Source organism: Pseudomonas sp. GW821-FHT09H03 (assembly GCF_059415945.1).
This window is the reverse complement of the sequence record NZ_JBWKOF010000007.1, coordinates 125628-139432: the sequence shown is the minus strand read 5'-3', so window position 1 is coordinate 139432 and position 13805 is coordinate 125628. Positions and strand designations below refer to the sequence as shown.

Genomic DNA, 13805 nt, shown 5'->3' with positions numbered 1-13805 from the left:
GTTGTTGTCGGTTGAGAGTGGACCGAGCATAAGTCCAGCCCTTCACCGACCGCGACAATCATTCACCCCGCGTATGCGTAACCATCGGCTCACTTGCGGCCTTTGTGCTTGTCGGATTTTTCGAAGGCCTCTTCCAGCGCCTGGTTGATGGTGCGCAGAACCTTGACCCGCGCCCAGCGCTTGTCATTTGCCTCGATCAGCGTCCACGGCGAGATTTCCGTGCTGGTGCGATCGACCATGTCACCGACCGCTGCGCGGTAGTCGTCCCATTTGTCGCGGTTGCGCCAGTCGTCTTCGGTGATCTTGAAGCGTTTGAAGGGAATTTCCTCGCGTTCCTGAAAACGTTCCAGTTGGGTCTGTTTGTCGATGGCCAGCCAGAACTTCACGACGATTACCCCGGCCTCCTCCAGCTGTTCTTCGAAATCGTTGATTTCACTGTAGGCACGCAACCAGTCCGCCGCGCTGCAAAAACCTTCGATACGTTCCACCAGCACCCGGCCATACCAGGAGCGGTCGAACACGGTGAACTTGCTCCGCGCCGGAATGTGCCGCCAGAAACGCCACAGATACGGCTGCGCGCGCTCTTCTTCAGTGGGCGCGGCGATCGGCACGATACTGTACTGACGTGGGTCCAGTGCCGCCGCCACCCGGCGAATCGCCCCACCCTTGCCTGCGGCGTCGTTGCCTTCGAACACGGCCATCAGCGCGTGGCGGCGCATGCGCTTGTCACGCATCAACCTGGAAAGCCGCGCCTGCTCGGTGATCAACTGTTGCTCGTAATCCTGCTTTTCCAGGTGCAGGGTCAGGTCCAGGCTGTCGAGCAGGTTCACTTGATCGACACTGGGAACTACCGGGGCGGCGCTGACTTTCTCCGGGTGAACCCGGGGCCGTTTCAGTGCTTGCTGCAGGCCCTCGAGCAGTATCCTGCCCACCGCCAGGCTTCGATAGTGCGCATCCATCCCGGCGATCACATGCCAGGGTGCGTAGTCACGGCTGGTACGGCGCAAGACACGCTCGCCGTATTTCACGAACTTGTCGTAAGTTTGCGATTGTTGCCAGTCCAGCGGGCTGATGCGCCAGCTGTGCAACGGGTCGTCGGCCAAGGCCTTGAGACGCGCCTTCATTTGCTTCTTCGAGAGGTGGAACCAGAATTTGAAGATCAGCGCGCCTTCGTCACACAACATCTTCTCCAGGCGCTCGGCGGCGTTGATGGCCTGATCGAGCCGCGGGTCCTTGAACTCGCCATGCACCCGCCCCTGCAACATCTGGCTGTACCAGTTGCCGAAGAAAATCCCCATGCGGCCCTTGGCCGGCAACATCCGCCAGTAGCGCCAGGCCGCTGGTCGCGCCAGTTCTTCATCGGTTTGCTGATCGAAGGTGCGGACCTCGATCAAGCGTGGGTCCATCCACTCATTGAGCAACTTGATCGTCTCACCCTTGCCGGCGCCTTCGATACCATTGATCAAAATGATCACCGGAAACCGCCGCTGCTGCTGCAACTCGAACTGCGCTTCGAGCAGCGCTTCGCGCAGCGCCGGTACTTCAGCGTCATAGGTTTCTTTGTCGATGGCGTGATCGATTTCGGCAGACTCAAACATGGGTAACTCCCTTCCAGATGTGAGCAAGACTAGCGGAGATAAAGAGTCACGGTTGAGCAAAAAGGTCAAAAGATCGCGACCTTGGGCAGCACGCCGATCAGCTAGAATGGCGCTCTTGCCGTTGCCGAGCCTGTCATGAAACCTGTACTGCCCCACGCCCAGCTCGACTGGGACGACCAAGGTCGCCCGTATTCGCGAGTGTTCGACGATGTCTATTTCTCCGATAAGTCGGGGCTGGACGAAACACGCTACGTGTTCATCGAGCAGAATCGCCTGGCGGAACGCTTCGCCGCCCTGACGCAGGGCGGGCGCCTGGTCATCGGCGAAACGGGTTTCGGCACGGGGCTGAATTTCCTGTGTGCCTGGCAGGTTTTCGAGCAACACGCAGCGCCCGGTGCGCGACTGCACTTTGTCAGCGTCGAGAAATACCCGCTGAGCCCCGCCGACCTGCAACGCGCCCTGGCGCTGTGGCCGGAACTCAAGGTGTTTGCCGATCAATTGCTCGCGCAGTACGTAGCGATCCATCAGGGCTTTCAGCGTCTGACCCTGGCCAACGGCCGCGTCACCCTGACCCTGCTGATCGGCGATGCCCTTGAACAACTGCCGCAACTGGACGCACGAATCGACGCCTGGTTCCTCGACGGCTTCGCCCCGGCGAAAAACCCGGACATGTGGACCGCCGAACTGTTTGCCGAACTGGCACGTCTCGCCGCCCCAGGCTCGACCATCAGCACCTTTACCAGCACCGGTTGGGTACGCCGCTTGCTCAACGCTGCCGGTTTCAAGATGAAACGCACGCCGGGTATCGGCCACAAATGGGAAATCCTTCGCGGTGAGTTCCTCGGTTGGCCGCTGGATGTAGCGCCACCGGCACAGGCCAAACCCTGGTTCGCCCGCCCCGCCCCCTTGGCCGGTGAGCGTCGTGCATTGGTAATCGGTGCTGGCCTGGCCGGATGCGCCAGCGCCGCCAGTTTCGCCGCGCGGGGCTGGCAGGTCAGTCTGCTGGAGCGTCACGACGCCCTCGCCCGGGAAGCGTCGGGCAATCCGCAGGGTGTTTTGTATCTCAAGCTGTCCGCCCACGGGACGGCCTTGTCGCAATTGATCGTCAGCGGCTTCGGCTACACCCGTCGTCTGCTGGAGTCCCTGCAACGCGGGGTCGACTGGGACGCTTGCGGTGTTTTGCAACTGGCTTTCAATGCCAAGGAAGCCGAGCGTCAGGCGCAATTGGCGGCGGCGTTTCCCGACGATCTGCTGCAGGTGCTCGATCGGGAACACGCCGAAATCCGCGCCGGCGTCCATTTGCAATCGGGAGGGCTGTTCTATCCCGAAGGCGGTTGGGTGCATCCCCCCGCGTTGTGCCAATGGCAAGCCGCACACCCGAACATCCAGCTGTTGACCCACCACGATGTACTCGAGCTGCGCCAGACAAACGGAAAATGGCAGGCCTGGGAGGGAGACAGGCTCCTCGCCGAGGCCCCGGTGGTGGTGCTGGCCGGTGCTGCCGAGATCAAGCGGTTTTCCTTCAGTCGCGATCTGCCACTCAAACGCATTCGCGGACAGATCACCCGCTTGTCCCAGACTTCTGCCAGCCAGAGCCTGAGCACCGTAGTCTGCGCCGAGGGCTATGTCGCCCCGGCACGGCTGGGCGAACACACCTTGGGCGCAAGTTTTGACTTCAACAATGACGACCTGACACCGACTGCCGCCGAACACGAAGGCAATCTGAAGATGCTCGAGGAAATTTCCCTCGACCTGCTCCAACGCCTCGGTGCCGCGAACCTGCAACCCGAAGCGCTCGAAGGCCGTGCAGCGTTTCGCTGTACCAGCCCCGATTACCTGCCGATTGTCGGTCCGTTGGCAGACAGCTCGGAATTTGCAGACGTCTATAAAGCCCTGAGCAAGGATGCCCGGCAAACCCCGGACACCCCTTGCCCGTGGCTCAATGGCCTGTACGTCAACAGCGGTCACGGCTCGCGAGGGTTGATTACCGCGCCATTATCCGGCGAACTGCTGGCTGCGTGGCTTGATGATGAGCCTCTGCCACTGCCAAAGGCCGTGGCAGAGGCCTGTCACCCCAACCGTTTTGCCTTGCGACGTTTGATCCGCGGCAAGTCCTGAAGGCTCAATCCAGGGCGAAGCAGGTCTTCAAGTCCTCGGCCTTGATAGCCTCCCGGGTCAATTTTTGCAGCAACTGCGATTCAGCTTTTTGCATCTCTGCCATGATGCCGTCGACCTTCTTGCGATAATTTTCTCCAAGCGTTGCCTGATTTTCGAAGGCCGTTTGTACACGGGGGTGGAAGGGTGCGGCGGCATCGGTGAATTGCCTGGGGTGGTGCTCACGCAAAAAGTCGCTCCAGAACGGGCGCTTGCTCAGGAACTCCACCAGCCCTGGCGCGAGCTCCGCGCTGACGACCCGGTTATACGCCGCATCGAGTTTCGCCGGGGTGACACCGGCAAGCGATGCATACCTCATATGTTTGGGCTGACCGATCAGGTCGAGCCTTTCGGCCAGACCGGTACGATAAGCCAGCTCCACCTCAACCGGATCAAGCTTGGGATCGGCCGTGAACTCCTCCTTGGCTATTTTGGAGAGATAGTCCTGGCGAAACAGGCGTCTGCCCAGTTGCAACAAGCGAGCCGCCCTGTCGTGAGCGTTGACGGCCTGGCGAACCACCTTGTCGACTTCGACGGCCACTTCAAGTTTACTGAAAATGATGGCCGCCGAATCGGAGCAGTTGGCCCTCATGGCCATCGGCAGCAATTGCTCGCGTAGAGCCGAATCGGCCTGAGCGGCGTCGATCACAGTCCATACCCGGCGAGTCATGTCTTCGCGTACATGACGGGTATCCGCCGTGCCTCCGACCTGTGCCAGCAGTCGAAAGAACTCACCGGCAGCGGGTTCATTTTTCAGCGCGAGCCACGTGCGGTTACGACTGGCATAAAGTTCTTCGGTCGATTTTGGTATCCACAAGTCTCTGGCCCTTTGTTCATTGATCATTGCCTCATCATTAGCGATAAACCCCATCCCCTGACCCGTGGCGTCTCTATGGGTGATCAGACTCGCTCGACTTGCGGTGGACAATGGGTTCAGACGAAGGTTGATAGCCTGGGCGACTCGATCCGGGAGTTGAAACACCCACTGCGGCAGTTCCCGAATCTCGTTGCCACGCAAGTCCACCATGTCCAGATTGGGCAGACTACCTATCCCCAAGGGAAACTCCGTGGCATAGGTATCGTTCAGGTACAGCGCCTGCAAATTGAACATTTTACCAACATCGAGCGTAGCCCCCAGACGGTTGCCGGTAAGCCTCAAGGTACGCAGCTCGCGCATATCGGCCAGCTTGCGCAGCGTGTGCTCGGTCAGTGCCACCTGATTGCCATCCAGACTCAAGTGCTGCAGCGCCGGCATGTGCGAGAGCGCTTCGGGCAATCGCGTGAGCTTGTTGCGGTCCAGATCCAGTCGGGTCAGGTTTTTGAAAGGCTTGAGGAAGTACGCCAGCTCATCGTCCGCTTGCATATCCTTGATGGAAAGGATGCGCACATGGGCGACATCCTGCTCGGTCAGTGTCGGCAGTTGCCCTACCGGTTCGCCCTCAAGCTTGAGCGTGGTCAGCGCCGGGTTTTGCGGCCAGCGCGGCGGCGTTACACGGCGCCAGCAATTTTCGATGGCATTGGCCACATGGCGTCGGCCGACCCGAATATCATTGAGCTGCCCCGGCAATTTGGCCATTTGCACCTCATCGTCGCGCCATGCATACAGCCCCTTGAGGAAGGCCTTGAGCTGCTGCTTTAGCTCCTTGAGCCGGGTTACCCGTGACGTCATATCGCTGCCCGCCTCATCGAGAAAGGCTGACACCTGGGCATCATTGAACGTGGGGTATAGTTTTCTGACTTTGCGAACCAGCGCTCTTGCGTAAGAACCCGCAGCGGGCGGATCCGCCTGGGTACACCCGGCAAGGTGTTGCGCGACCTCACTGCGCTCATTGCGCAGCACCTTGCCGGTACGCTGAGGGTCACGAGCGGCGGCCACAAACAATCGTGAGCGCAGCGTGTGGATATCCACGGTGTCGACGCCCGTGAAGGACATGCGCGTGCGCTGGCTTTGCGGCAATGCATGGTAGATCGACTCAACCAGGTGCCTGGAAGTTTTGCTGTGCGACGAAGCACCATCGATTGAGGTGACCTGGTAGCCGCCGGAGGTTTTGACGATGATTTTGCGCTGTGACGCCCCTTCTTTGCCCACGCTGTCCAGCAGCGTGCCACTTTCCGAGTCCTGGCGTACTTCCAGGCGCAAATCGTCATCCCAGCCCTGCAACTGATCCATCAATCTCAGGGCCAGATTGTCAGTGTCGGCATTTGCCAATTGTGGCTGGTGCAATCCGGCAAGTGCTCGATCCTGCCTGATTGCGAACTGGGTCTCCCGGGCCTGTTGCGCCAGGTCCAACCCGATCCTGCGTTCTTTGAGAAAGGTGCGATCTCGGGCAGAGGCATTATCGAGCAACTCCTGACTGACCCGGTTGGGAAGGTCAGGGAACTGTTCGCGTAGCGTAGCGACGTCACCGGTGGCGGTGCCGTCATGGGCGCTATAGAGCCAATCGAGCAATGGCTGGCGATCACTTTTGAGGTGCGCAGCGATTTTCCCGGCCAACAGTTGCGATTTCGTGGCGGTCTGCGCTGAGCCGATCAGCGCTTCGACGTCATTCTCGTGCAGGTCACTGATGACCCTATCGAGCAACCGACCCGAGTCAAGTTCCGCCTGGGTAACCTCCAGGCAGTTAACCTTATCAACCGCTGACGCGGTTTGCGGAAAGCGTGAGACATTCCCTTTCGCTTCTCCGTCTCCTTCTCCTTCTCCTTCTCCTTCTCCTTCTCCTTCTCCGAGCACTTCAATGAAGCGCTCCGCTGGCCAGCCAGGCAACCTTGGCAAGGTCTGCAATTGCTCCTGCACATAGTCCGTGTTCGCGGTCTCGCCCTGCTCCATGGCACTGATTACCGCGTTGACTCTGCGGTTCAGCCTGAAACGCTCGACGCAATCATTGAACCGCTGCGGCAGATTGAGGTTGCTTTCGTGCAAACGGTGCAAGCTGGCGGGTGACATTCCAGTGATGTCGGCAATCGCCGTCAGATCGTCACCCAGATCGCTCAGGCGCGGAGCCGTACGCCGCAGCGCGTAAGCGCCGTCAGGCCATTCATGGGCATGCTCGTAGGCATGTCGCCAGCCGCCTTCCACGGTTCTTTCGATGGCTGGCTGGAATCTGTCCGAGTGCCCGGGATGGTTGATCTGCCATGTCTGCTGCGCAGCATTGCGGGAAACGCGGTAGCTGGCCCCATCCAGGCTGATCGACGTGAGCTCGCCATCGCGGTAGATGCCCTGCGAATCCGCCTGCAAGTCCGCGGCCTGCGTCGAAGCTTGCCGATAGGGCTCAAGGTCCGGCTTCCAAAGCCTCGCTTTACCATCAGCGCGGGTCACTGCCTCGAAGCCGTCGAAGAATGCCGCCTGTTCTTTCACGCCTTTGCTGATGGCTGCCGAAACGATCTTGCCGCCTGCCGCAAAGGCAGCCATTTGCGCGAGGCTTTCCACCACATTGAGCAGATGCGAAAGCGCTTGATGATGCTCGCCGTGCGACCAGTCCTGCACACCTTCATAGACTTCACTGACGATTTCGACCACCGCCGCCGTCAACATCACCTGACCAATCACCGGCACAAAAAACGCGGCGGCATTGAGCAGTAACAGGCCTGCATCCAGCAATGCCTGGATATTTTTTTCCCGTTGCTGCTCATCGACATCCGCCGTCGGTACGGCAAGGTTGCGCGCGTCCTTCTGGGTTTTGCTGAGAAACGCACTGAACAAAAAGTCTGCCACGTCAGTGTCGACAGGCATGGCGACGAGCGTGCCTAACTTGCGGTCTTTGTTGAAATGAGTGAAGAAATCGCTCTTGTCCGGACCAGGAAGGTAATGCTCGACAAAGTGTTTTTTGTAACTCTTGCTTTGCAAGTGGAGCTCGAGATAGTCCTTGAAATCCTTCAGAGAGGGGTACTCATACAAGGGGCGCCGGGGTTCGTTCGGCATATACACAACACACTTGGCCAAGGGGGCGGTATCGATCGACGCCTTGCTGAATATCAGCGCGCTACAAATGCAGCAGTCGTGAACCGTCAAGCCTTGCCAGATCACCGCAGCGCCATCAAAGCGCGCCTCTGTGCATTGCGCCGCCGGGAGATTCTGTTCGATCACACTCAACAGCATGGTGTACGCATCTTTGCTGATGTGCTTTTTCAGGTAGGCGATATGAGCAGCGACTTGCATGTCCAGCAGCTTCAGTTGCCGGATATCGCTGGTGGACGCGCGAACATCGACGGGGGCATCTGCGACAGGTTTGGCCGGCAATTTCAGAACGTCATTGATGTGAGTCTGGTAGCGGGTACCGAGATCAAGCTCACGGCAAAGCGTGGCGAAATTGCCCGGGGTGATTTGCGAGCCTGACTGGGGCTGATCGTTGATTTTTATCAACGACTGCGTGGGGATGCCTCCAGTCCTGGTTTCCGCGGATGTGAAGTTCTCCATTGCAGCCTGAAGCAGACTGCGGGATGTGGTGGTGGTCCCTTCCAGGAAACCGATAGGAGCCAGCCCTGTCGAGTTAAACTTCGATTTGATGATCTCCAGGGTGTCACGCTCGACGTCGACCTCGGTGCTCCACTTTTCCTTGAGCTTACTCGTCAGTTCCTGCTTGCAGAACTCATCCAGCGGTTTGAGTCTTGCGAGTACTTGCGTGGCCTTGGTGTAACAAGGCTGACTCTGTTCCAGCGCGGTCTTCAGGCCCTGCACCACGCTCAGGTCGGCCGCGATCAGCCACTGGGGAATGGATTGCTGTAGAGCTTGGGCTTTGTCCAGGTCAGCCGTATGGAGCAGTAAAGCCTCAAGGCGTTGTTCGGAAGTGACTGTAACGACAGCGGGTGCCGTGATTGCGGTAGGCAGCATGTGCAATGTCCTTATTGCGTCCAGAATCTGTCAGCCTAATGCTTGCGAACGCCGATGAATAATTCGAATACCGGGTCCGATTCGTGCGCATCCAAGCAACTATTCCCATGCATCGCAGCATTATTTACCGCCACTTCAACACTCGTTTGAGCATTGCCTGCCATTCGTCCGTCACAGCTGCTTATAACCGATCGATATAAAACTCCGAGCAATCAGCCGGGTCAGTTTCTGAGTGCCCGCCGTTTTGGCGTGGCAGCGATTGACCCTCCCCAACGGAAAAACCGGTAAGGAATTTATGTGCGGATTAGCTGGCGAGTTACGTTTTGATCATCAACCTGCCGACCTCGCGGCAGTTGAACGAATCACCCATCACCTGGCCCCTCGTGGCCCCGACGCCTGGGGCTTTCACAGCCAGGGACCGATCGCCCTGGGCCACCGGCGCCTGAAAATCATGGACCTGTCGGACGGCTCGGCGCAGCCGATGATCGACAACCAACTGGGCTTGTCCCTGGCCTTCAACGGGGCGATCTACAACTTCCCGGAACTGCGCGCCGAGCTTGAAGCGCTCGGTTATGCCTTCTATTCCGGTGGTGACACCGAAGTGTTGCTAAAGGGTTATCACGCCTGGGGCGAAGCGTTGCTGCCCAGACTCAACGGCATGTTTGCCTTTGCCATCTGGGAGCGCGATGCCCAGCGCCTGTTCATCGCCCGCGACCGGCTCGGCGTCAAGCCGCTGTACCTGTCACGCACCGGCCAGCGCTTGCGCTTTGCCTCGGCGCTGCCGGCGCTGCTCAAGGGCGGCGATATCAACCCGATCCTTGATCCGGTGGCCCTCAATCATTATCTGAATTTCCACGCGGTGGTTCCGGCACCACGCACCCTGCTGGCAGGTATCGAAAAGCTGCCGCCAGCCACCTGGATGCGCATTGAAGCCGACGGCCGCACCGAACAGAAAACCTGGTGGACCCTGCCCTACGGCCCACATGCCGACGAGATGAATCTGACCCTCGAAGACTGGCGCGACCGCGTGCTCGACAGCACCCGCGACGCGGTAGCCATCCGCCAACGGGCGGCGGTGGATGTCGGCGTACTGTTGTCGGGCGGCGTCGACTCCAGCTTGCTCGTGGGCCTGTTGCGCGAAGTCGGCGTGGACAACCTGTCGACCTTTTCCATCGGCTTCCAGGATGCCGGTGGCGAGCGCGGTGACGAGTTCCAGTATTCGGACCTGATCGCCAGACACTACGGCACCCGGCATCACCAACTGCGCATCGACGAAAAAGAAATCATCGAGCAATTGCCGGCGGCGTTCCGCGCCATGAGCGAACCGATGGTCAGCCATGACTGCATCGCCTTCTACCTGTTGTCCCGGGAAGTGGCCAAACACTGCAAGGTGGTGCAAAGCGGCCAAGGTGCGGACGAGCTATTCGCCGGTTACCACTGGTATCCCCAGGTGGACGGTGCCAGCGATCCGTACGCGGCGTACCGCGAAGCGTTTTTCGACCGCAGTTACGACGAATACGCCGCCACCGTGCAGCCGAAATGGCTGATGGCCAATGACGCCGCTGGCGACTTCGTCAAAGAGCATTTCGCCCAACCAGGTGCCGACGCCGCGGTAGACAAGGCCTTGCGTCTGGACAGCACGGTGATGCTGGTGGATGACCCGGTCAAACGCGTCGATAACATGACCATGGCCTGGGGCCTGGAAGCGCGCACGCCGTTTCTCGATTACCGGCTGGTGGAGTTGTCGGCGCGGGTGCCGGGCAAATTCAAGCTGCCGGACGGTGGCAAGCAAGTCCTGAAGGAAGCCGCTCGCCTGGTGATTCCGAGTGAAGTCATCGACCGCAAAAAAGGTTACTTCCCGGTGCCGGGTCTCAAGCATCTGCAGGGCGACACCCTGGATTGGGTGCGTGAACTCCTGCTCGATCCGAGCCAGGATCGCGGCCTGTTCAAGCCGGCCATGCTCGACCGTCTGCTGACCGATCCGCAAGGTCAATTGACGCCGTTGCGTGGCTCGAAGCTGTGGCAACTGGCGGCCCTCAATCTGTGGCTCAGTGAACAAGGAATCTGATCAATGAAACCTCACGCCACGGCTATCAACCAACGCCTGTTGCGCGGCCAGACACCCTCCTACGAGCGCCTGCAGGCGCGCCTGGCCGAAGACGGCAGTGAACTCGGCGCGGCGCCGATTGCCGTGCATTGCGGTTGGGGCCGGCTGCTGATTGGCCATACCTTCGCAGACGCGGCGAGCCTGGCCCTGGAACTGCTCAACGAACAGCCCGGCGAACGCGACATTGCCTTGTATGTCGCCGCGCCGCAGCAAGTGCTGGGGCTGGAGCCGGCCCAACTGTTCCTCGACCCGTCCGACACCTTGCGCCTGTGGTTCACTGATTACCGTCAGGCGACCCGGGTGTTTCGCGGGTTCCGCATTCGCCGTGCACAAAGCGAAGCAGACTGGCAGGCGGTCAATCATCTATACCAGGCGCGCGGCATGCTACCTATCGATGCCACCCTGCTCACCCCGCGACACGCGGGCGGCCCGGTGTACTGGCTGGCCGAAGACGAAGACAGCGGCGCGGTCATCGGCAGCGTCATGGGGCTCAATCATCACAAAGCGTTCAACGATCCGGAAAACGGCAGTAGCCTGTGGTGCCTGGCGGTCGACCCGCAGTGTGCTCGGCCGGGTGTCGGTGAAGTACTGGTGCGGCATTTGATCGAGCATTTCATGAGTCGCGGCCTGGCCTATCTAGACCTCTCCGTACTGCACGACAACCGCCAGGCGAAAAGCCTGTACGCCAAGCTTGGTTTTCGCAACCTGTCGACCTTCGCCATCAAGCGCAAGAACGGCATCAACCAGCCACTGTTTCTGGGGCCGGGCCCTCAAGCGGAGTTCAATCCCTATGCGCGGATCATCGTCGAGGAAGCTCATCGGCGCGGTATCGATGTACAGGTCGATGACGCCGAAGCCGGAATGTTTACCCTCAGCCATGGCGGGCGCCGGGTGCGCTGCCGCGAGTCCCTCAGCGATCTGACCAGCGCCATCAGCATGAGCCTGTGCCAGGACAAGAGCCTGACCCACAAGGTGCTCAAGGCCGCGGGCCTGAACCTGCCAAGCCAGCAACTGGCAGGTAACGCCGACGATAACCTGGCGTTCCTTGACGAGCACCAGCGCGTGGTCGTCAAGCCGCTGGATGGCGAACAGGGACAAGGGGTGGCGGTGGATCTGCAAACCTTCGAGGAGGTCCAGCAAGCCATCGACGCTGCCCAAGGGTTCGACAGCCATGTGCTGCTGGAAAGCTTCCACGAAGGCCTCGACCTGCGGATTGTGGTGATCGGCTTTGAAGTGGTCGCCGCAGCGATTCGTCGACCGGCCGAAGTGATCGGCGATGGCCAACACACCATCGGCGCCCTGATTGAAGCCCAGAGCCGGCGGCGCCAGGCGGCTACCGGCGGCGAAAGCACAATCGCGCTGGATCATGAAACCCAGCGCACCTTGCATGCGGCCGGGTACGACTACAGCAGCATCCTGGCGGCCGGTGAGCATCTGTTCGTAAGGCGTACGGCCAATCTGCATACCGGCGGGACTCTTGAGGACGTGACGGCGATCCTCCATCCGGCCCTGGCGGACGCGGCGATACGCGCAGCGCGGGCGCTGGACATTCCCGTGGTGGGTCTCGACCTGCTGGTGCCAGCCGCCGATCAGCCGGAGTATGTGTTTATCGAAGCCAACGAGCGCGCCGGGCTGGCCAATCACGAACCGCAGCCGACGGCGGAGCGGTTTGTGGATTTGTTGTTTCCCCATAGTCAGCCGGCGGTTTTGTAGTTGTGTGGTGTCCGGATTGGCCCCTTCGCGGGCAAGCCCGCTCCCACAGTGATCGGCGCCGCGCACAAATTTTGTGTCCACCACTGAAACCTGTGAGGGCGGGTTTGCCCGCGAAGGGACCCGTCCGGACGACAAAGATTCACCTCATCGAAACCATCGATGGCCTCAACTCATCAGGAGTTTCCATGACCCATAAAATTCCCGAACCCGATCTTGCCTACCTGCAAAAAGTCCTGCTGGAAATGCTCGCCATCCCCAGCCCGACCGGGTTCACCGACACCATCGTGCGCTACGTCGCCGAACGCCTGGAAGAGCTGGGCATTCCGTTCGAAATGACCCGCCGCGGCACCATCCGCGCCACGCTCAAGGGCAAGAAAAACAGCCCCGATCGCGCCGTTTCCGCCCACCTCGACACCATCGGCGCGGCGGTACGCGCGGTCAAGGACAACGGGCGCCTGACACTCGCCCCGGTCGGTTGCTGGTCGAGCCGCTTTGCCGAGGGCAGTCGCGTCAGTCTGTTTACCGATAATGGCGTGATCCGTGGCAGCGTGTTGCCGCTGATGGCTTCCGGGCATGCGTTCAATACCGCCGTCGATGAAATGCCGATCAGTTGGGATCACATCGAGCTGCGCCTGGACGCCTATTGCGCCACCCGCGCCGATTGCGATTCCCTGGGCATCAGTGTCGGCGATTTCGTCGCCTTTGATCCTTTGCCGGAGTTCACCGAAAGCGGTCATATCAGTGCCCGTCACCTGGACGACAAAGCCGGTGTGGCAGCGCTGCTGGCGGCGCTCAAGGCCATCGTCGACAGCGGTGAAGAGCTGATGATCGACTGTCACCCACTGTTCACCATCACCGAGGAAACCGGAAGTGGCGCAGCGGCTGCACTGCCTTGGGACGTCAGCGAGTTCGTCGGCATCGACATCGCGCCGGTCGCGCCCGGCCAACACTCCAGTGAACACGCGGTGAGCGTTGCCATGCAGGATTCCGGCGGCCCCTATGACTATCACTTGTCGCGGCACCTGCTGCGCCTGGCCAGTGACAACGAGTTGCCGGCGCGTCGCGACCTGTTCCGCTATTACTTCAGCGATGCGCACTCGGCAGTCACCGCCGGCCATGACATACGCACCGCCCTGCTCGCCTTCGGCTGCGACGCCACCCATGGCTACGAGCGCACCCACATCGACAGTCTCGCAGCCCTGAGCCGCCTGCTCGGCGCCTACATTCTCAGCCCGCCGGTGTTCGCCAGCGATGCACAACCGGCCAAGGGATCACTGGATCGGTTCAGTCATCAGCTCGAACATGACACGCAGATGGAAAGCGACACGCGGGTGCCGCCCGTGGACAGCCTGGTAGGGCAGCGGTCAGATAGCTGAATGACTCAACTGCTGACTGAATAAACACA

Annotated in this window: 6 protein-coding genes; 4 read left to right on the top strand and 2 right to left on the bottom strand. The window is 60.3% G+C overall.

Features of this window, described 5'->3' with window-relative positions:
* Nucleotides 1-89 precede the first annotated feature (89 nt).
* On the bottom strand, nucleotides 90-1598 hold the full coding sequence (pap, locus tag AC07OG_RS11975; RefSeq protein ID WP_495067115.1) for a polyphosphate:AMP phosphotransferase: 1509 nt from the start codon (nucleotides 1596-1598) through the stop codon (nucleotides 90-92).
* A 135-nt stretch (nucleotides 1599-1733) separates the two neighbouring features.
* Between pap and mnmC the strand changes: the two genes are divergently transcribed.
* Entirely contained in the window at nucleotides 1734-3716 is a 1983-nt protein-coding gene (mnmC, locus tag AC07OG_RS11970; protein WP_495067114.1) for a bifunctional tRNA (5-methylaminomethyl-2-thiouridine)(34)-methyltransferase MnmC2/FAD-dependent 5-carboxymethylaminomethyl-2-thiouridine(34) oxidoreductase MnmC1, read from the top strand.
* Between the two features lie 4 nt (nucleotides 3717-3720).
* Here the strand turns inward: mnmC and AC07OG_RS11965 are convergent, their stop codons facing one another.
* Entirely contained in the window at nucleotides 3721-8580 is a 4860-nt protein-coding gene (locus AC07OG_RS11965) for an NEL-type E3 ubiquitin ligase domain-containing protein (protein WP_495067113.1), read from the bottom strand.
* Nucleotides 8581-8875: 295 nt separating this feature from the next.
* Between AC07OG_RS11965 and AC07OG_RS11960 the strand changes: the two genes are divergently transcribed.
* The 3 genes from AC07OG_RS11960 (at nucleotide 8876) to AC07OG_RS11950 (ending at nucleotide 13776) form a co-directional block, all read left to right on the top strand.
* Nucleotides 8876-10648: an N-acetylglutaminylglutamine amidotransferase gene (locus tag AC07OG_RS11960; protein ID WP_218425260.1), complete on the top strand. Its 1773-nt coding sequence runs from the start codon at nucleotides 8876-8878 to the stop codon at nucleotides 10646-10648.
* Nucleotides 10649-10651: 3 nt separating this feature from the next.
* Nucleotides 10652-12400, top strand: coding sequence for an N-acetylglutaminylglutamine synthetase (ngg, locus tag AC07OG_RS11955; RefSeq protein ID WP_495067112.1), 1749 nt, complete (start codon nucleotides 10652-10654; stop codon nucleotides 12398-12400).
* Nucleotides 12401-12585: 185 nt separating this feature from the next.
* On the top strand, nucleotides 12586-13776 hold the full coding sequence (locus AC07OG_RS11950) for an osmoprotectant NAGGN system M42 family peptidase (protein ID WP_495067111.1): 1191 nt from the start codon (nucleotides 12586-12588) through the stop codon (nucleotides 13774-13776).
* Nucleotides 13777-13805 lie beyond the last annotated feature (29 nt).